The organism is Alloalcanivorax dieselolei B5 (genome assembly GCF_000300005.1).
GTDB lineage: Bacteria > Pseudomonadota > Gammaproteobacteria > Pseudomonadales > Alcanivoracaceae > Alloalcanivorax > Alloalcanivorax dieselolei.
Genome location: NC_018691.1, coordinates 88,795 through 108,083 on the forward strand (window position 1 = coordinate 88,795; position 19,289 = coordinate 108,083).

19 protein-coding genes are annotated in these 19,289 nt (G+C 61.1%); 9 read left to right on the forward strand and 10 right to left on the reverse strand.

The genetic code is table 11. The features are described 5' to 3' along the window. Positions 1-25 precede the first annotated feature (25 nt). A complete protein-coding gene (locus tag B5T_RS00415) occupies positions 26-919 on the reverse strand; it encodes a LysR family transcriptional regulator (RefSeq protein ID WP_014992453.1) in 894 nt (297 codons plus the stop codon). A gap of 97 nt (positions 920-1,016) precedes the next feature. Here B5T_RS00415 and B5T_RS00420 point away from each other — a divergent pair, with 97 nt between their 5' ends. The 3 genes from B5T_RS00420 to B5T_RS00430 are packed head-to-tail and all read left to right on the forward strand — an operon-like array spanning position 1,017 to position 3,573. Further along, on the forward strand, positions 1,017-1,625 hold the full coding sequence (locus B5T_RS00420) for an FMN-dependent NADH-azoreductase (RefSeq protein WP_014992454.1): 609 nt from the start codon (positions 1,017-1,019) through the stop codon (positions 1,623-1,625). Between the two features lie 48 nt (positions 1,626-1,673). Next, positions 1,674-2,678, forward strand: a complete 1,005-nt coding sequence (locus tag B5T_RS00425; protein ID WP_014992455.1) for a glutathione S-transferase family protein — start codon at positions 1,674-1,676, stop codon at positions 2,676-2,678. A 40-nt stretch (positions 2,679-2,718) separates the two neighbouring features. Beyond that, positions 2,719-3,573, forward strand: coding sequence for a pirin family protein (locus tag B5T_RS00430; protein ID WP_014992456.1), 855 nt, complete (start codon positions 2,719-2,721; stop codon positions 3,571-3,573). A gap of 84 nt (positions 3,574-3,657) precedes the next feature. On the opposite strand, the gene B5T_RS00435 is transcribed toward B5T_RS00430, so the two are convergent. From B5T_RS00435 to B5T_RS00445, 3 genes are all read right to left on the reverse strand, one after another. Beyond that, positions 3,658-3,972, reverse strand: coding sequence for a HigA family addiction module antitoxin (locus tag B5T_RS00435; RefSeq protein WP_014992457.1), 315 nt, complete (start codon positions 3,970-3,972; stop codon positions 3,658-3,660). Positions 3,973-4,586: 614 nt separating this feature from the next. After that, on the reverse strand, positions 4,587-5,708 hold the full coding sequence (locus B5T_RS00440; RefSeq protein WP_014992458.1) for a PilT/PilU family type 4a pilus ATPase: 1,122 nt from the start codon (positions 5,706-5,708) through the stop codon (positions 4,587-4,589). Between the two features lie 18 nt (positions 5,709-5,726). Beyond that, entirely contained in the window at positions 5,727-6,761 is a 1,035-nt protein-coding gene (locus tag B5T_RS00445; RefSeq protein WP_014992459.1) for a type IV pilus twitching motility protein PilT, read from the reverse strand. Positions 6,762-6,879: 118 nt separating this feature from the next. Here B5T_RS00445 and B5T_RS00450 point away from each other — a divergent pair, with 118 nt between their 5' ends. The 3 genes from B5T_RS00450 to B5T_RS00460 all read left to right on the forward strand — a co-directional run bounded on the left by B5T_RS00450 (position 6,880) and on the right by B5T_RS00460 (position 9,354). Further along, complete coding sequence (locus B5T_RS00450; protein ID WP_041716608.1) at positions 6,880-7,584, forward strand: YggS family pyridoxal phosphate-dependent enzyme; 705 nt, start codon at positions 6,880-6,882, stop codon at positions 7,582-7,584. Between the two features lie 32 nt (positions 7,585-7,616). Continuing rightward, on the forward strand, positions 7,617-8,429 hold the full coding sequence (gene proC, locus B5T_RS00455; protein ID WP_014992461.1) for a pyrroline-5-carboxylate reductase: 813 nt from the start codon (positions 7,617-7,619) through the stop codon (positions 8,427-8,429). Positions 8,430-8,805: 376 nt separating this feature from the next. After that, the gene (locus B5T_RS00460) at positions 8,806-9,354 is read left to right on the forward strand and encodes a YggT family protein (protein WP_014992462.1); all 549 of its coding nucleotides are present in this window, start codon (positions 8,806-8,808) and stop codon (positions 9,352-9,354) included. A gap of 78 nt (positions 9,355-9,432) precedes the next feature. Here B5T_RS00460 and B5T_RS00465 read toward each other — a convergent pair whose 3' ends face one another. Continuing rightward, positions 9,433-10,356, reverse strand: a complete 924-nt coding sequence (locus tag B5T_RS00465; protein ID WP_014992463.1) for a hydroxymethylglutaryl-CoA lyase — start codon at positions 10,354-10,356, stop codon at positions 9,433-9,435. 186 nt (positions 10,357-10,542) lie between these two features. Here B5T_RS00465 and B5T_RS00470 point away from each other — a divergent pair, with 186 nt between their 5' ends. Then, the gene (locus B5T_RS00470; protein ID WP_041716610.1) at positions 10,543-11,394 is read left to right on the forward strand and encodes an esterase/lipase family protein; all 852 of its coding nucleotides are present in this window, start codon (positions 10,543-10,545) and stop codon (positions 11,392-11,394) included. A gap of 101 nt (positions 11,395-11,495) precedes the next feature. After that, positions 11,496-11,948: an OsmC family protein gene (locus B5T_RS00475; RefSeq protein WP_014992465.1), complete on the forward strand. Its 453-nt coding sequence runs from the start codon at positions 11,496-11,498 to the stop codon at positions 11,946-11,948. Positions 11,949-12,020: 72 nt separating this feature from the next. Here the strand turns inward: B5T_RS00475 and B5T_RS00480 are convergent, their stop codons facing one another. The 3 genes from B5T_RS00480 to B5T_RS00490 form a co-directional block, all read right to left on the reverse strand. Continuing rightward, positions 12,021-13,181: a C4-dicarboxylate TRAP transporter substrate-binding protein gene (locus B5T_RS00480; RefSeq protein ID WP_014992466.1), complete on the reverse strand. Its 1,161-nt coding sequence runs from the start codon at positions 13,179-13,181 to the stop codon at positions 12,021-12,023. A 29-nt stretch (positions 13,182-13,210) separates the two neighbouring features. Continuing rightward, positions 13,211-14,368 (reverse strand): C4-dicarboxylate TRAP transporter substrate-binding protein, encoded by a 1,158-nt coding sequence (locus tag B5T_RS00485; RefSeq protein ID WP_051015424.1) that lies wholly within the window; start codon positions 14,366-14,368, stop codon positions 13,211-13,213. Between the two features lie 123 nt (positions 14,369-14,491). Then, positions 14,492-15,163 (reverse strand): histidine phosphatase family protein, encoded by a 672-nt coding sequence (locus tag B5T_RS00490; RefSeq protein WP_014992468.1) that lies wholly within the window; start codon positions 15,161-15,163, stop codon positions 14,492-14,494. A gap of 329 nt (positions 15,164-15,492) precedes the next feature. Between B5T_RS00490 and B5T_RS00495 the strand changes: the two genes are divergently transcribed. Then, complete coding sequence (locus tag B5T_RS00495) at positions 15,493-16,632, forward strand: acyl-CoA dehydrogenase family protein (protein WP_014992469.1); 1,140 nt, start codon at positions 15,493-15,495, stop codon at positions 16,630-16,632. On the opposite strand, the gene B5T_RS00500 is transcribed toward B5T_RS00495, so the two are convergent. Continuing rightward, positions 16,604-17,194 (reverse strand): class GN sortase, encoded by a 591-nt coding sequence (locus B5T_RS00500; protein WP_014992470.1) that lies wholly within the window; start codon positions 17,192-17,194, stop codon positions 16,604-16,606. The two genes, B5T_RS00495 and B5T_RS00500, sit on opposite strands and share 29 nt — an antisense overlap. Continuing rightward, on the reverse strand, positions 17,181-19,184 hold the full coding sequence (locus B5T_RS00505) for a VIT domain-containing protein (RefSeq protein ID WP_014992471.1): 2,004 nt from the start codon (positions 19,182-19,184) through the stop codon (positions 17,181-17,183). Before B5T_RS00505 ends, B5T_RS00500 begins: the two co-directional genes overlap by 14 nt. Between the last annotated feature and the right edge of the window lie 105 nt (positions 19,185-19,289).

The following is a 19,289-nucleotide window of genomic DNA, read 5'->3' on the forward strand; positions in this document are numbered from 1 at the left end:
TTGCTTCAGTATAGACCGGGTGCGACTAAGGGTCAGTGTCCGGGTTCCGGCAACTGGCTTTCAGGCTTTCACCGAGGAATCGCGCGGCGCGGCCGGCGTATTGCCCGTCCGCGTAGACCAGGTACAGATCCCCGTAACGTTCCTCCCCCTCCTTGAGCGGCAGAGGTTTGAGGCTGCCGGCTTCAAGATCCTCTTCCACCTCGGTTTCCGGCGCCCAGGCGAACCCCAGCCCGCGCAATAGCGCCTCCCGCCGACTGCCGCCGTAGGAGAAGGTCCAGCGTTGCTCGGCGCCGAGCCAGCCGGAATCCAGGCGGCGCTTGCCGGAATCCCGGATCACCAGCTGGCGGTGCGCACGCAGATCTTCCAGGCTCAGCTCGCCCTTCTGGTGCAGGGGGTGGTCGGGAGCGGCCACGGCAATGAAGCGCACCCGCATCAGATGATCGCCCATGAACCCGGGCGGTACCCGGCCGGTAACCACCACGTCCGCTTCGTGCCGGAGCAGCGCCTCCTCGGATCCCGACAATACGGTTTCCTGGAATTCCACCCGGGTCAGCGGGCTTTCCTCAGCCAGAGTGACCAGAGCGCACAACGCCTGCTGACGGGGAAACAAGGCGTCCGCCGCGAGCCGCACCAGAGGCTCCCAGCCATGACTGGACTGGATTGCCGAGTTTTCGATACGGCCCGCTTCTTCCAGCAACAGCTTGGCCTGCCGGTAGAGCATATCGCCGGTTTCCGTGAGCTTGGCGCGACGCCCCTCCAGAGTGAAGGCGCGGATACCCAGCTCGGTTTCGATCTTCTGTACGGCATAGCTGATCGCGGATTGGCTTTTGCCCAGCGCCTCGGCGGCGGCGGCATAGCCGCCCTCGTCCACCACGGCGATCAGGGCTTGCCACTGGTCCAGGGAGATTTTGGTCGACATATCAGATATTTCGAAGATATTGCTCGAATAGTTGCTGTTTTATATCGGATCAGACGAAAAGACAATGATGTCATTCAATTCTTACGGAGCAGCAGCCATGACCCGCATTCTTTACCTGCAGAGCAGCATCTTTGGTGACCAGGGCCAGTCCAGCCAGATGGCCACGGCCTTCATCGAGGCTTATCAGGCCCGGCACCCCGGCACCGAAGTGGTGGTCCGCGATCTGGTCAATGACGGCGTGCCTCATCTGGACCTGGCCCGTGCCGGTGCGCTGCGCGGCTTTGCTGATAGCCTGGACGATGAGCAGAAAGCGGTACTGGCTCTGTCCGATGCCCTGGTGGAAGAGCTGCGGGCGGCGGATTTAGTGGTGGTCGGATTGCCGATGTACAACTTCGGCGTGCCCACCCAGTTCAAAGCCTGGTTCGACCATATCGCCCGGGCCGGAGTGACCTTCCGCTACACCGCTAACGGTCCGGAAGGGCTGGTGGCTGACCGCCCGGTGCGGGTGTTCGCCTCTCACGGCGGTTTTCATGTGGGCCAGCCCCATGAAACCAGCACCACCTTTATCAAAGCGATTTTCGGCTTCATCGGCATTGAGGACGTGCGCTTCATTTACGCCGAGGGTTTGAACATTAGTGAGGATGTGAAAGAGGAAGCCCTGGAAAAGGCGCGAGTGGAAACAGAAGCGGCGCTGGCGGCCCTGTAAATCACCGCGATCGGCTGACGCGGCAAACGGCAAAGTAAGGAGAGCACCATGGGATTATTGGTGGACGGTAAATGGCAGGATAAGTGGTACGACACCGACAGTACCGGTGGCCGCTTCAAGCGGTCGGAAAGCCAATTCCGCAACTGGGTAACCGCCGATGGCGAGGCCGGGCCCAGTGGCGAGGGCGGCTTCAAGGCGGAAAGCGGGCGCTACCATCTGTACGTTTCCTATGCCTGCCCCTGGGCCCACCGAGCCTTGGTAATGCGGGCCTGGAAAGGGCTGGAAGAACACATCGGTGTTTCCGTGGTGCACCCGTTGATGTTGGAAAATGGCTGGGAGCTTGGTACGGATTTCGACGGCGCCACGGGCGACCCGCTGTACGGTCTGAGCAAGCTGTACGAGCTGTATTTGAAGGCCGATCCACAGTACACCGGCCGGGTCACGGTGCCGGTGCTGTGGGACAAACAGCGTGAAACCATTGTCAGCAATGAGTCGGCGGAAATCATTCGCATGCTCAACCAGGCCTTTGACGGTCTGGGCGCGAAGGCCGGTGACTATTATCCGGAGTCGTTACGCACGGAGATCGATGCCGTCAATGACACCGTCTATAACCGCGTCAATAACGGCGTCTACAAGGCCGGTTTCGCCACCAGCCAGGGGGCCTATGACGAAGCGGTGGTGTCACTGTTCGACACCCTGGAAGAGTTGGAGCAGCGGCTGAGCCGGCAACGGTATCTGGTGGGCAATACACTCACCGAAGCGGATTTGCGGCTGTGGACCACGCTGGCGCGTTTCGATGCGGTTTACGTCACCCATTTCAAATGCGACCGGCGCCGCATCAGTGATTACCCGAACCTCAACGGGCTGCTGCGTGAACTGTATCAACTGCCCGGTGTGACGGAGACCGTGCATATGGATCACATCCGTCACCATTATTTCCGCAGTCACCCGACGGTGAACCCCCACGGGATCATCCCGATCGGGCCGGAACTGGATTTTACCGCGCCGCATCAGCGTGAACGGCTGGGCGAGCGGGAAGTACGTGGCGCCTGATCCTGGGCACCATGAAAGCCCCAAGGGGCGAGGAGGAAACATGAAAGACAGACAAGTGCTGCATACCATCCGGGCCATGGAAACCTCTGACGGCGCCGGCGTGCGGCTCAAGCGCGCCCTGGGTCAAAACCCGGCGGTGCGTCTGGATCCGTTCCTGATGCTGGATGCGTTCTCCTCTGATAACCCGGACGACTATATTGCCGGTTTTCCGCCCCACCCTCACCGGGGATTCGAGACCGTCACCTACCTGGTGGAAGGCCACATGCGCCACCGCGATCACCTGGGTAACGAGGGCGATCTGCAACAGGGCGGTGTGCAGTGGATGACCGCCGGGCGCGGCATCATCCACGAGGAAATGCCGCAGCAGGAAGACGGTTTGCTGCGCGGTTTCCAGTTGTGGATCAATCTGCCGGCGGCGGAAAAAATGAAACCCGCTGGCTATCGCGATATCCATGATCGCGAAATACCGCGGCTGGATCTGGCGACCGGCGGGCAGATCAAGGCGATTGCCGGGAAAGTGGACCTTGCCGGTGAGTCACTCACCGCGCCGGTGCACGGCGGCAGTACCGACCCGCTCTACCTGGATGTGATATTGCGCCCCGGCGAGAGCGTCGCGGTACCGCTGACACCGGGCTACAACGCTTTCCTGTATCTGTTCGAAGGCGCGGTGACGGTGGCGGAAGACACGGTGTCGGTGGACCATGTGGCGGTACTCACCGACGGTGACCGGGTCACCCTGGTCGCTGGACGGGACGGCGCCCGGTTGCTGCTGCTGACGGGCCGGCCGCTGGGTGAGCCGGTGGCACAGTACGGCCCCTTCGTGATGAACACGCAGGAGGAGCTGGAACAGGCCCTGCAGGATTATCGCAACGGGACTCTCACCGAACCGGCCTGAGGCCAATGCTCCAAGCCCCGCTTCGGCGGGGCTTTTCTTTACTCTTTATAGCCCGCCGCTCATCGCGTCTGCTCTCGTGGCGAATCAGGCCGCACTCAATGGCTTGATCCGCGCGACCTCTTTGCCAATGGCTTTGGCCGCATCCCATAAATCCACCGCGCGCTGGGCGTTGAGCCAGAACTCCGGTGAGTTGCCGAACAGGCGCGCCAGTCGCAGCGCCATTTCCGGGCTCAGCGCGCGCCGTTCCCGCAGCAGCTCATTGATGGACTGACGGGACACGCCCACCGCCGTGGCCAGGCGGGTCACGGTGAGCTGGTAATCGGGCATGAAATCCTCGCGCAGCATCTCGCCAGGATGGGTGGGACGGCGTTCCAGGCCTGACAAGCTTTCCGGCGTCATGAGACCTCCCCTGATTCGTTGATGCGTATGGCGTGTTGTTCCTGGCGACTGCGTTAACAATGTCCCCGGGTTCGTTTGTCGGTGAAGGTTAAAATTATTTGTATCGTGTCACGTGACCGATGTCAATAAAAAGAAAGATTCATCACGGAATAACGGGACTGAGTGCCTTCATCGGGGGCTCGGGTCTGTACGGAGGCCTTCCGGGATCGCCGTGAATACGTCCATGTAAGCTCCCGGTTTGACGTCCCTGTCAAACAGGGTCCCGGAAGGCCTCCGTACAGACCCGCTTCGAGTGAACCGCAATGTTCCGGGCCCGAACAACGACGAACCTTTTTGGAAAGGGGGGGCGCGTTACCCACAGCCCATCGTGGTTTTTTGGGAGCGGCTGGAAGGACACTCATGCCTGCTGGCTACCTCGAAGCTGATCGGCGTTACGCCTTTGCGGGACCCTGTCGAACAGGGATGTTCGACCGGGAGCTTACATGGATGTATTCACGGCGTTCCCGTAAAGGCGTAACGCCGATCAGCGTCCCCGATGGAGAGTCATATCGTTTCCCTCTAAACCGGGAGGAACCAAAAAAAGGCGGTCTTCGAGACCGCCGAGGCAGGAAAAATCAGTCCGAGTCCTCGATGCTCAGGCCACGGGTGGCGTGGTCCAGGCTGGAGGCGTCGGTTTCGTTGGCGAGCTTGATCATCAGACGCAGATCGTTGGGGGAGTCGGCGTGGGCAATCGCGTCCTCGTAAGTGATTTCACCGGCGTCATAAAGATCATAGAGGGCCTGATCGAAAGTCTGCATGCCCTGCTCCCGGGATTTGCCCATCAGCGCCTTGAGCAAATGCACTTCGCCTTTACGGATATGGTCCGCCACCAGTGGCGTGTTCAGCAGCACTTCGATGGCGGCGCGGCGGCCCTTGCCGTCCGGAGTCGGGATCAGTTGTTGGGCGATGATGCCGCGCAGGTTCAGGGAGAGGTCCATCCATAACTGCCGGTGACGGTCGGCCGGGAAAAAGTGAATGATCCGGTCCAGCGCCTGGTTGGCGTTGTTGGCATGCAGGGTGGCCAGGCACAGATGGCCGGTTTCGGCGAAAGCGATGGCGTAATCCATCACCTCGCGGCTGCGGATCTCACCGATCAGAATCACATCCGGCGCCTGTCGCAGGGTGTTCTTGAGAGCGATCTCGAAACTGTCCGTATCCAGACCCACTTCCCGTTGTGTAACAATGCAGCCCTGGTGCTGGTGGATGAATTCGATCGGATCCTCAATAGAGATGATGTGGCCTTTGGAATTGCGATTACGGTGGCCGATCATCGACGCCAGCGATGTGGATTTCCCGGTGCCGGTGGCGCCGACGAAAATCACCAGGCCGCGCTTGGTCATCGCCAGGTCCTTGATGATCGGCGGCAGCCGCAGCTCGTCCACATCGGGAATTTTGGTCTCGATGCGCCGCAACACCATGCCCACCAGGTTCCGCTGATAGAAGGCGGAAACGCGGAAGCGGCCGATGCCCCGCGAGGACAGCGCGAAGTTGCATTCGTGCTGGTCGACGAACTCCTTGCGCTGTTTTTCCGACATCACACCGAACACCAGGTCCCGGGTCATGTCCGGGGTCAGGGCGTTACGGGTAACCGGCACCACCTTGCCGTGGACTTTCATACTTGGCGGGACACCGGCGGTGATGAACAGGTCCGAGCCGCCTTTTTGCACCATCAGTTTGAGCAGGTCTTCGAATTCCATGGGCGCTCACCGCTGCGTTCAGATTGAGTCCGGGGACTTGGCTTTTTCCCGGGCCACTTCGCGGGATACCAGCCCCCGCTGCACCAGTCCTTGCAGGCATTGATCCAGGGTCTGCATGCCCACCGAGGCGCCGGTCTGGATCGCCGAATACATCTGCGCCACCTTGTCCTCGCGAATCAGGTTTCGAATCGCCGGGGTGCCGATCATGATTTCGTGGGCGGCCACCCGGCCGCCGCCGTTTTTCTTCATCAGCGTTTGCGACACCACCGCCTGCAGCGACTCGGAGAGCATGGAACGGACCATGGCCTTCTCCTCGGCGGGGAACACGTCCACCACCCGGTCGATGGTCTTGGCGGCGCTGGTGGTGTGCAGGGTGCCGAACACCAGGTGACCGGTTTCGGCGGCGGTCAGCGCCAGACGAATGGTCTCCAGGTCCCGCATCTCCCCCACCAGGATGATGTCCGGATCCTCCCGCAGCGCCGAGCGCAGGGCTTCGGCGAAACCATGGGTGTCCCGGTGCACTTCCCGCTGGTTGACCAGACATTTCTTCGATTCATGGACGAATTCAATCGGGTCCTCAATGGTGAGGATGTGTTCGTAGCGGGTGTTATTGATGTAATCCATCATCGCCGCCAGCGTGGTGGACTTACCGGAGCCGGTGGGGCCGGTAACCAGCACGATGCCGCGCGGCAGCGAGGCGATGTTCTGGAACACCTTGCCCATGCCCAGTTCCTCCATGCTCAGCACCTTGGAGGGAATGGTCCGGAATACGGCGCCGGCGCCCCGATTCTGATTGAAGGCGTTGACCCGGAAACGCGCCACGCTGGGCACATCGAAGGAGAAGTCGGTTTCCAGGAACTCCTCGTAGTCCTTGCGCTGCTTGTCGTTCATGATCTCGTAGATCAGGGAGTGCACTTCCTTGTGCTCCATGGGCGGCAGATTGATGCGGCGCACGTCGCCGTCCACGCGAATCATCGGCGGCAGGCCGGCGGACAGGTGCAGATCCGAAGCGCCGTTTTTGGCGCTGAAGGCGAGCAATTCGGTGATATCCATGGGTTGCTTATATAGTGTTGTGTGATTCGTTCCGGCCGACCCCCGAAAACCCGATGACCGAAACACTCAGTAAAAAGTATCAGCCATAAACTAACCCCTGGATGCCCACCGTTCAATCATGAAGCACAGTGAAACACCATATACCTCGATTCGCGCACGAATTGACGACGCCTGTCACCGGTCCGGAAGGGATCCCGCGCGGGTGACCCTGCTGGCGGTCAGCAAGACGCGATCGGCCGGGGACGTGGCCGCGTTGGCGGATCAGGGCCAGTACCACTTTGGCGAGAACTATCTGCAGGAAGCGCTGGACAAGATCCGGGAACTGGCGGACCGGGACCTGACCTGGCATTTCATCGGCCCGATCCAGTCCAACAAGACCCGTGACATCGCCGCCCATTTCCACTGGGTGCACTCCGTGGACCGGGCCAGAATCGCCGAGCGCCTGAACGCTCAGCGCCCCGAAGGGCTGGCACCACTGAATGTTTGCATTCAGGTGAATGTGGATGCGGAAGACAGCAAAAGCGGTGTGGCGCTGGCGGACGTCCCTGCCCTCGCCGCCCGCTTCCAGCAATGGCCGCGCCTGCGTTTGCGCGGGCTGATGGCGATTCCCCGGGCGGACGCCGCCGATGGCGGCCGGGACGCCTTTCGTCGACTCGCCATGACACTGTCACAATTGCGCAATACAATGCCGGCCCTTGATACGCTTTCCATGGGCATGAGCGCGGACTATCCGGTGGCGATCGATGAGGGCGCCACCATCGTGCGCCTGGGCACCGCCCTGTTCGGTCCGCGCCCGCCCAAGGCGAGTAATCCCGCGGTATGACCACGGCGGGACCTGAACATGGGAAGGAACGCATGGCACAACAGCTAATCGGATTCATCGGCGCCGGCAACATGGCCACCAGCCTGGCCGGAGGCATGATCGCCAAGGGCATTCGCCCCGCCCGTATTTGGATGAGCGACCCCTCCCGGGATCGCCTCGACGAAGTGTCCCAGCAGCACCGCGTCCACGTGGCCACGGATAACCTGGAAGTGGCCCAGCGGGTGGATGCCCTGGTGCTGTCGGTGAAGCCGCAGATGATGGCATCGGTATGCGCTGATTTGCGTTCCGTGGTGGCGGAACGGCGGCCGCTGGTGATTTCCATCGCCGCCGGTGTCACGGTGGCCAACCTGCGTGACTGGCTCGGCGAGGAGGTGCCCATCGTGCGCTGCATGCCGAATACGCCGGCGCTGGTGCAGGCCGGCGCCACCGGTCTGTACGCCGCCGAAGGCGTGGATGACAGCCAGAAAGCCCTGGCCGCCCAGGTATTGGGGGCGGTGGGTCTGACGTTCTGGTTCGATAACGAGCAGTCGCTGGATGCGGTGACCGCCGTTTCCGGCTCCGGCCCGGCCTATTTCTTCCTGCTGATGGAAGCGCTGATTGACGCCGCCAAGGCCCAGGGCCTGGACGCCGCCACCGCCCGCCAGTTGGTGCTGCAGACCGCCTGGGGCGCCGCGCAACTGGCGATCACCAGCGAGGCGGGCCCGGATGTGCTGCGTCAGCGCGTCACCAGCCCCGGCGGCACCACCGCCGCCGCCCTGGAAGTCTTCGAGGAAGCCGGCTTCCGCGAGCATGTCCAGGCCGCCGTCGCCGCCGCCCGCGAACGCTCCGAAGAGCTGGCTGGGTAAACCGAGACCGAAGCCTGCTTCGCAGCTGGGTTTACGACTGGCCACGGATGGCCAGGCCGGGCTCTCCGACCGGCACGGCGCCGCGCCATGGATGGCTGTGGGAAGCTTGCTTGCAAGCGAAGGGTCCACTCAGGCGTTTGCAATATTCGCTTGCAAGCAAGCTTCCCACAGCGGCTAAAGATCAGCTGTTTTTATTTTTCCGCTCTCAACTGTCCACTATCAACTGTCAACTGCCCTCATGGGCGTTTCCTGCAACGGCGACACCCCCTCGATCCCAGGGGCCGGCTCTTTCCAATCACGTCCCCCACCGATCCGGTTTGAATTCACGCCGATTTGCCCCAATACTCTTTCGCCAAATGACACCGCCGGAGAGCCTATGAACCCCCAGGGTGCCGCGATCTTCCTGATCAATGTGGCGTTCAGCATTTACATCTTCATCGTTCTGACCCGTTTTGTACTGCAACTGGCCCGGGCCGACTTCTACAACCCGATTTCCCAGTTCGTACTGCGCGCCACCAACCCCCTGCTGGCGCCGCTGCGTCGGATCATCCCGGGTTGGCGCGGTCTGGACATCGCCTCGCTGGTGTTGGTGGTGATCCTGATCATCGCCAAGGTGCTGGTGCTTAGCGCCATTCATTACGGCTCCCTGCCCGCTGGCCTGGGTCCCGAGCTATTGCTCTACACCCTGCGTGAACTGGCGTCGCTGATCCTCAACTACGTGTTCTGGATGGTGCTGATCCGGGTGATCCTGAGCTGGATCGCGCCGGATCCGTACAATCCGATGGTGCGGGTGATCGTACAGATCACCGAGCCGATCATGGCGCCGACCCGCCGCTTGCTGCCGGATATGGGAGGTCTGGATTTAAGCCCGCTGATCGTGTTGTTGGGGGTGCAGCTGCTGAAGATTCTGTTTCAGCTTCATTAGTGAGTTTCGGCTCTTTTCGAGGCCAATGGCCGCATTTTCAATGAAAATTGCGGATATTGGCCTCATCGTTCCGGAAGCTCACCAAAGACAGGGGGTTTTGCCCCGCTTCTCCTGGGAGGCCATCCATTCCAGGATCCGCCCGCCCAGCGGCCGCTGGGTCGCCTCCGCCGCCAGTGCCACCACGTCACGCAAGCCCTGGATGTCGACGCCGGTTTTCAGCCCGCAACTCTCCAGCAGGTAAACCAGGTCCTCGGTGGCCATGTTGCCGGTGGCGCCGGGTGCGAACGGGCAGCCGCCGAGGCCGCCCACCGAGGCGTCGAAGCGGCGCACGCCCAGGTCCGCGGCTTCCCAGGCCATGGCCGCCGCCAGCCCGCGGGTGTCGTGCAGATGGACAAAGAACTTCTCGGCGCCGTATTCGCGGATCAGCGGCGTCATGATGTCCTTCATTTGTTTTGGGTTGCCGGCGCCGATGGTGTCGGCGATGGCGACTTCATCGCTGCCGGCGGCGAACATGCGCTCGGTCAGCTGTTGCGGCAGGCTGACCGGAACCGGGCCATCGTAAGGGCAAGCGAAAGCACCGGAAATGTAGGTCCGGGTGGCCACAGCGTCTTTACGGGCGGCGGCGATGATGCTCTCGCAGCTGGCGGCGGCCTGCTCCAGGCTCATGTTCAGATTGCGCTGGTTGAAGGTGTCGGTGGTGGACAGTACCAGTGCCACGGTGCGGTAACCGGCATCCCGGGCTAATTGGTAGCCCTTAAGGTTGGGCACCAGGGCGGTGTAGTGCAGCCCCTCGTCGGCCGGCAGCCGGGGCGTCAGCGCGGCGGCGTCGGCCATCTGCGGGATCGCTTTCGGGCTGACGAAGCTGACCGGCTCAAGATAGCGGACACCGGCGTCCACCAGCAGGCGGGCCAGACGCGCCTTGGTGTCGGTATCCACGGTGACGGGCTGATTCTGCAGGCCATCACGCAGGCCCACTTCGTTGATTATGACGGTGTCGCTCATATTGTTCTCGTTCGTGCTCTTCCCGAAAAGGTCAGCCAGTTTGCCATGACATCCCCGCCGCGGTCATGTCAATGACCGTCGGCGGTACGCTGGTGCCAGTGCCGCGTTGAGCCGGGCGCCGGGGGCGCGTAGTTTGCCGGAAGGAATCCGGTGCCGGGGGTGCCGGTAACGAAAGGAGAAGCCCGTATGTCCTGGATTTTCTGTTTGCTGCTGGCGTTGATGCTTATCCCCGGCGCCCTGACCCTGGTGTTCTATCTGCTTTGGTACTACGACCGGCGCGCCTTTCCCTCCCCCACACCGGCGGACCGGGACGCGCCGTTGCGTCCCCTGCCCGCTTTGCTGGCGGTGGCGCGGGAGGCGGTCAGCCTGACGGTATTGGTGCTTAGCTACCCGCTGCGCCTGGTTCAGGATGCCTCGCCGCAGCGCTCCCGCCAACAAGGGCAAAAGCCGATTATTCTGGTCCACGGGTACGGTGGTAACAGCACCAATTTTCTGTGGCTGCAATGGTGGTTGCGGCGTCGTGGCTGGGCCAACGTGTATTCGGTGAGTTATACCCCACCCCACATCAACGCGCGCAAACTGGCTCAACAGGTGGCGGATCACGTAGACCGCATCCTGGCCCTGACCGGGGCGGAGAAAGCCGATCTGGTATGCCATTCCATGGGCGGTCCTCTGGTCCGCTATGCGCTCAAGAATCTGGGGTTGGCCGGTAAGGTGGATCGGGTCATCACCCTGGGCAGTCCCCATCGCGGCTCGCGCATCTCGGCACTGTTCGCACCCCGTGGCGCCGCCGCCCAGATGCGCTATGACAGCCCTTTCGTCAAGGAACTGGAAGAAGGCGGAGTCTGCCCCGGCGGGGCTCGCTACCAGGTGATTTACTCCACCATGGACAACTTTATCCTGCCGGCCTCCAGCGCCTTGCTGGACGGCGCCGAGCGCACCGTGCATGTGCCCTACCTCGGCCATTGCGCCCTGCTCTACAGTCGCCGGGTAGCACGGGCGGTGGCCGAAGGGTTGCAGGATGAGACCATGAGATAACGTTTCCGTGGTTGGTATTGACCTCGATCACTTGCCAGAAACCGCCACCGGGGGCATGGTTAAACTGGAGCTTGTCCATAGGGCCAGAGGGAGAAATCACCATGACCGAGTACACCGCCAGTGTTGCCTGGCATTTGCCGCCGGGCGCGGATTTTCAGTATGAAACTTTTCCTCGCGATCACGAATGGACGTTCGCCGGTGGCGAGGTGGTTCAGGCATCGGCATCGCCGGACTACTACGGTTGCCATAGCCGGGTGAACCCGGACGAAGCCGTGATCGCCGCCACGTCCAGTTGCCACATGCTTACTTTTCTTTCCATCGCCGCCAAGAAAAAACTAAGGGTGCTCAGTTACGTGGACCGACCCCAGGGGGTGGTGGATAAAAATGAGGAAGGCCGGATGTCCATTACCGAGGTGGTGCTGCATCCAAAAGTGGTTTTCGAAGGTGAGGAAGTGGATGAGGCGACGCTGAGGGGGCTTCATGAGAGCGCGCACCGAAATTGTTTCGTGGCCAATTCACTGAAAGCGTCAGTGAGCGTAAATCCGGAACAGTAGTTTGTTTTTTTAACAAAAAAAGGCCGGTGCTGGTGCCGGCCTTTTTATATTCCCGAAGTGCTCCCCGTGGATTTACTTCATGCCATAGCTGGCCACATCCACCTTGGAAAAAATTTCGTCCCAGTACAGTTTTTCCAGCTCTTCGGCACTGTCCACATCCTGCACCAGATCGACCCAGCGAACCAGAATGTCATGGAAGGAATCGAGCATTTCCTTGCCGCGTTTGACGCCATGATTCTTGGCGTAGTAGTCGACGATGGTATTCATATCCGCTTTGACGAACTCACGGGTGGCCGCCATCAGCTCGGGGTCCGGGTCGTGCTGTTTGATCCCTTCTTTGTCGGCCAGGGCCATGGCTTCCTCTTTTTGCTCCAGCGAGGCCCAGGGTGACAGGGCGGTGGTGGAAGCACCGGCACGGAGTATTGCACGGCGTTGCTCCTCGGTGAGCCCCTGCCAGACGTTCCGATTGAAGCCAGCGGCACTGGCGCCGGCATACAGGCCACCAGGAATGGCCAGGGTCATGTCGGTGACGACTTCCCCGAGACCGAGATTGATCAGCTCCACAGGGGAGGTGATGCTACAGTCGATCACGCCCTGGCTGAGCCCCTCCAGGGTTTCGTTGATGGTAAGGGAAACCGAGGACGCACCGAAATGCTGAGCCCAGCGGGACCAGTGAGAGCCGGCGACCCGGATTCGCTTGCCTTTGAGCTGTGCCTTATTGGTCACCGGGGTGGTACACAGCAGACCATAGCTGATACTGGTGGCGTTGGCGGTATAGACCTGATTCTGTTTCTCGTACTCCGTCAGGCATTCGGGGCAGTGGAACAGGGTGAATTCCGACATGGCCCCTTCGAAAGCCAGAGCCTCCTTGCCGTTCAGGGTTTCCGGATCCAGCAACAGAAGCTGCATGGCGGATTCGTTGACCAGATTGGTGTGAGGGTACATGGCCGGGAAGTACACCGTGTACATGACACCGATATCGGCGATGCCGTCACGCACACCGTCGGAAATTTCCGCGGCGCTCAACAATGACATCGGATACACCTTCACCGACAGGCTGCCGTCGGTATATTGTTTTACCGTCTCGGCATACTTCTGCATGACCTCGTCGGCTTTTGAGCCCGGCGGGTAGCCCAGTGCTAATCTCAATGTTTCCGAGGCGCTGGCCTGGCCGAAACCGACCAGGAGCATTGCCACAAGAAAAGCACGGGTGACACTTTTTGTTATTACCATAATCAGTCACCTTTCTCTGTGTTATCGGTTTACTTCATTCCGTAGCTGGATACGTCCACTTTGGAAAAAATCTCGTCCCAGTACAGCGTTTCCAATTCGTCGAGGCTGTCCACCTCCTGTACCAGGCCAACCCATTTCTTGAGAAGGTCGTGGAATCTATCGAGCATTTCCTCACCACGTTCGACACCGTGATTTTTGGCGTAGTAGTCGATGATGGTGTTGAGATCCTGCTTAATGAACTCGCGGCTGGCTTCCATAAGCTCCGGTGATGCCTGATGCAGTTCGGCGCCTTTTTCCTCGGTTTTACTCAGCGCTTCCTTCTCAAGTTGCAGGTAGCTCCAGGGGATTTCAGCGGTGTAGCGGGCGCCGGCGCGCAGAATGGCCTGGCGTTGTTTTTCGTTCAGTTTGCGCCAGACATCAATATTGAAACTTCCGGCATTGGCACCGGCATAGACGCCGCCGGGCACGCTCATGGTGATATCGCTGACCGCTTCGATCAGTCCCAGATTGATCAGCTCCGGTGCTGATGCGATGGTGCAGTCAATCACGCCTTGATGCAGCGCTTCGAGCGTATCGTTGATGGTCAGTGACATGGAGGTGGCGCCGAAATGCTCGGACCAGCGGGACCAGTGAGAACCGGCTACCCGGAGGCGTTTGCCCTTGAGTTGTTCCTGATTGGTAACCGGCTTGTTGCACAGCAAACCATAGCTGGAACTGGCAGCGTTGGCGGTATAGACCTGTTTTTGCTTTTCATATTCTTCAAGACATTCAGAACAGTTGAAGAAAGTGAATTCCGTCATGGCGCCTTCATAGGCCAGGGCGCCTTTGCCATTGAGTTCTTTCTCATCGAACAACAACAGCTGCATGGAAGATTCGTTCGCCAGATTGGTATGCGGATACATGGCGGGGAAATACACTGTCAGCAAATAGCCGCCGTCGGCGATGCCATCACGGACACCATCGGAAGTTTCCGAAGCATTGAGAAGAGACAGCGCGAAGACGCGTAACTTCAGATCGCCATCGGAATATTTTTCCACCGCTTTGGCGTAATTTTCCGCCGCCTTGGCGGGCAGGGATCCCGGTGGATAACCGGTGGCATAACGCAAGGTAGTGGCGTGGGCACCGGCCATGCTGGCGAGCAGAACCACCATTAAGACCGGACGTAGAACGACAAGAAAAAGGCGCATGGACGACCTCCCGGAAGGGTTAATAACCCGCCAAAAAAAGCGGGTCTGGCCGTCCTTACCCTATCGACAAAGCAATAACCGGTTATCGTCTGTTACGACGATTTGCCGGGCGGGCCTGAGCCGTCAAACAAAAGTAATGGCGTCACGCCGATCCGGGCGGTCAAGGTGGGGCAGGGCGTTGAACGTGGAAAGGCGCCATTCGGAACGGCCGACGATGATTTCGCAGAACGCGCTGTTGCGGAACTGGAAGTTCAATTCGATGGCGGAACGCGGCGCGGTCTGTAAAAGACCGGCGATGGTAGTGCCGATGACGCCGCCAGAACTGACCGCGAGAACATTGTCTTCCCGGGATAAACCGGTGCACAGTCCGTTCAATGCCTGCTGGATACGACCACCGAAATCGGCCCAGCTCTCGTGTTCTCCGACAAGGGTGCCGTCCACCCAGCCCTGATAGGCACCACGGAACGTCCGCCAGTAATCCACGGCGTCCCGTTTTTGGTGGCCGGCCACATCGGCGCTGCCGGTATGGCTGGCATAAAGCGCGTGACCATCGTACTCGTCCAGGCCGGGATGGATATCCAGGGTAGGTGGATTGTCGGTGGCGGCGAGCAGGCTTTTGGCGGTGTCCTGTTGTCGCATCAACTCGCCAGCCAGGGCCCGTTTGAAAGTGACGCCCCGTTCACGGAAATACTCGCCAAGCCAGCGTGCCTGTTGGTGCCCGAGCTCGGAAAGCTGATCGTAATTGTCTTCGCCGAAGGCCGCTTGGCCGTGACGTACCAGAAACAGTTTGGCCATGAACGCTCCGTTCTGCCGATTCGGGAAACGGCAGATGATCCATGGCGGTGACGGCGCTGTCCAGCCATGCCTGGTTACAATCGGCGGAATGGACGAGGCGGGGCCGCGCCGGGAAGACGGAGGATAGGTAAAAAATGTCGCGTCGGCGGTTGCCGCCGAGGCTTCAGGTTGACGCTACGTCAAGTGTTATCCTGAAGGATCACGCCATAGAATAGGGCGCTTTCCGGCAAACCGGTATGTCCTTTGCGGTATCCGGGTGGTTCGGGTACCCGTGACGAGGGCCGGGAGGGCCCCGTTTTCAGATGGCCAGGTTACAAAACAGGTGAGTCATGCTTGACCAAAACGAAATTGAGTTGTTCCGCGATAACGTCCGCAAGTTTCTCGAGAAGGAAGTCGCGCCGCACTATGATCAGTGGGAGAAAGAGGAGAAGTTTCCCCGCGAATTGTGGAACCAGTTAGGTGAGAACGGGTTTCTGTGTGTGGACGTACCGGAGGCCTACGGTGGCTTTGGCGCCGATTTTCGGCTTTCCGCGGTGATCGTGGAGGAAGCCTCCCGTTTGGGGTTCGGCGCTCTGGCGTCCAACCTGTCCGTGCACTCCGACATTGTTGCCCCTTATATCCTGCACCTGGGCACGGAGGAGCAGAAACAGGCCTGGTTGCCGAAGATGGTGACCGGGGAAGCGGTGGGCTCCATTGGCATGACCGAGCCCGGCGCCGGTTCCGATCTGCAAGGCATGAAAACCCGCGCGGAGAAAGACGGCGACCACTATGTGATCAATGGTCAGAAGACTTTTATCACCAATGGCCAGCACAGCGACGTTATCGTTCTGGCCACCAAAACCGACGCCAATGCCGGTGCCAAGGGCGTGACCCTGTTTACCGTGGACGCCACCACCGCGGGTTTTTCCCGTGGCCGTAATCTGGAAAAGATGGGCCATCACGCGGCGGATACCTCGGAGTTGTTTTTCCAGGACGTCCGCGTTGGCGCGGACCAGATTCTGGGCGGAGAGGGCAAGGGCTTCTTTAACCTGATGAACGAACTGCCCCGTGAGCGCCTGATCCTGGCGCTGAGCGCGGTGGCCGCTTGCGAGGGCATGCTGGAGCGGACCATCGAGTACGTTCAGGAGCGCCAGGCGTTCGGGCAGTCGGTGGCCAAATTCCAGAATACCCGTTTCGTGCTTGCCAACCTGCATGCCATGGTCGAGGTCAACAAAGCCTTTACCAGCCAGTGCATCGAGCAGTACGGCCGTGGTGAACTGAGCACCACCAACGCCTCCATCGCCAAGCTGATGACCACGGAACTGCAGGGCAAGGTGGCGGACCAGTGCCTGCAGCTGTTCGGCGGTTACGGTTACATGAAGGAGTATCCGATTTCCCGGGACTACGTGGACGCCCGCATTCAGCGTATCTACGGCGGTACCAGCGAGATCATGAAGGAAATCATCGCCCGGGATATCCTCGGCCGCTAAGCGCCTCCGCGCTGGCCACCGTTTCCATACTGACCACATAGCGCAGCGGCCCTCCCGCTGCGCTGGCGTCAAAGGGATAGCAGGTCACCAGCGCCAGCGTTTGCGGGTCCGCCGGTGGTTGCAGGGTGTCCCGGCGGGTGTCGGCCACTTCGGTGGCCGTCACCCGGTAACGGGCCCAGCGCCCGTCCGCCTTCTGCAGGCTCAACCGGTCTTCCTTTTCCAGCCCCTGCAGAAAGCGGAAGTGCGTGTCCCGGTGTCCGGCCACCACCCAGCCGCCGCCGGCGGTCGCCATCCGGCCGGGGCCGAACGCCAGCGCCTGACCGCTGGCGCTTTCCAGGACATACAGATCCTTGCCGCGGTTGTCGGTCAGCCGTGCCACTGGCCAGGTGTCCGCCCACGGCCAGGGAGGATGATGACCGCCTTCGGCCAGAGTCCTTTCCCAGGCCCGGGCGATCAGCGCCTGGGCCACCCAGGCCTTGGCTTCGATCCAGGTCGCCTTGCCGGCCACCAGTATCAGCAAGCCCAGGACCACCCCCAGCAGCAGACGCTCACTCCTGGCCACGGTGGCGTCTCCGGCGGAACACCAGAATTAACAGCAGGCCGGTGAGGGCAAGTACCACGGCCTGTCGCCAGAGCCGGTCCACGCCGGTGGCGGTGGCGGGCCACGCCAGACCATCGGGAAGGGTGTTGGCGATGTTCTCCCGGATCAACGGCTCGTCCAGCGGACGGGAAGGGGTACGCTCGATCGCCACGAAGCTGGTGTAGCGGCTCATCAACGAATGCTCCAGTGCCACGTCGGTGAGCAGTGGACGGATCACTTGTTCCGCTTCGCCCAGCGCCAGCCGGTCGTTCAGCGCCTCGATCTTGTTACGGGCCCAAAGGCGGGCGATGCCGGGATGTTGCCGCCCTTCGGGCAGTTGCAGGGTCTGTTCCCATGGGGCAGGAGTGAGACCGGTCAAGGTCAGGTACTCGGGAACACGATTCAGCTTCAATGTCAGCAGCAGCGGCTCACTGGCGTACAGATCAGGAATACGGCGTGGCCAGACTTCCGCTTCCACACCCGGCGGCAGGGTCAGCCGCACATCGCGGATCACCGGGTTTTCCAGCTTCACGAACAGGTCATTCATGGCTTTCGACACTTCCTGCAAGTTGCCGATGTAGGTGAAGGTGCCGCGGCCGAACTGCGCCGCCTTGCGCATGAAATGACTGTTGGGGCTGGAACCGATGCCGACGGTAAACAGGCGGGCCGAACCCAGGCGCCGATGAATCAGGTTGAAAATGCCGTCCTCATTGGTCACCGCGCCATCGGTGATGAACATCACCTGGCGCAGGTATTCGGCATCGGCGGGCATGGTCAGCGCGGTGTGCAAGGCGGGCAGCATCTCGGTGCCGCCGCTGGCTTTCAGGCCGGTGACGAAACGGCGTGCCTGTTGCAAGTGCGCCTCGTCGGCGGGCATGGGTGCCGCGAACAGGGCGTGATGGACGCTGTTGAACTCGATCACATTGAAGCGGTCGCCAGGGCGCAGATGCGCCAGCGCTTCCAGCAGACTGGCGCGGGCCTGCCGGATGGAGGCGCCGCTCATGGAGCCGGAGGTATCAATGATGAACAAGGTTTCCCGGGGCAGGGCGCGGGTGGCGGCGGGGTGCGAGGGCGGGGTCAGCATCACCAGCGCGTAGTGTTCGCCATTCACATTCTCCACGAACAGGCTGCCGCGACTTTGTTCGGCGTTGGCGATGCGCCAGTGCAGCAGGAAATCCCGATCCATGGGCACCAGGCCGTCGCTGGGATGGATCCGATAGAGGCCACGGGCGCCGTCCACGTCCAGATCGTGACTGCCGCTGTCCGGCGGCAGGATCGATTGGCCGGCATCCAGCTCCACCCGCAGACGGGCCATATTGGGGGCGGCGCTGCTATCCGGGGAATGGAAGGGGCCGGAAAGGTTCTCGTCGCCTTCGGGCTGGTAACGCGGCGTCAGCGTCATCGGCACCCTCAGCCGGAAGTCATTGCCCTGTACATCCACGGTCTGGCTGTAGTGCAAGGTGACTTCGACGCGCTCGCCGGGGGCGATATTGGCCACGGAAGTGGTGAACAGGTTGCTGTGACGTTGCTCCACCAGCCCGGCGCGATGGCCGTCCCTCTTGGCCTGCTGGTAGCGGCGTTTGGCTTCCTGTTTCGGCTGGATCTCGCCGACGATACGGCGTTCGCCCACCGTCAGGGTCATACCGGTGACCGCCGCCTGCTCCGGCAGCGGAAACACATAACGTCCTTCGCTGAAGAGCGCGCCTTCGTTTTGGAACGACTGCACCAGGGTGACCTGGGCCACCGGTCCGCTGATATGGATGTCCACATCAGTGGAGAGCAGGGTTGCCGGTACCTCCTGGCCATCGTCATCGAACATCAGGAACACGCCGCTGCCCGGTTCCGCCGGAGTACCCCGGGGCACGGCGTGGGCGGTGGCGGACAACAGCAGCGCGGCCAGGCACAACAAAGCCCAGGGCAAGGCGGTTCGGGGCGCGGCATCGGGCCGCGTGGCAAGCAGGCGAATGATCATGTCGGTTCCCCTCGCAGGTTAGGTCGGGGAGAGCATGGACGGCCTGAATGAGACTCTTATGTGGCTTTTGTGTGGAAGGGATGAGGGAAGCCCATCAGCCCATCG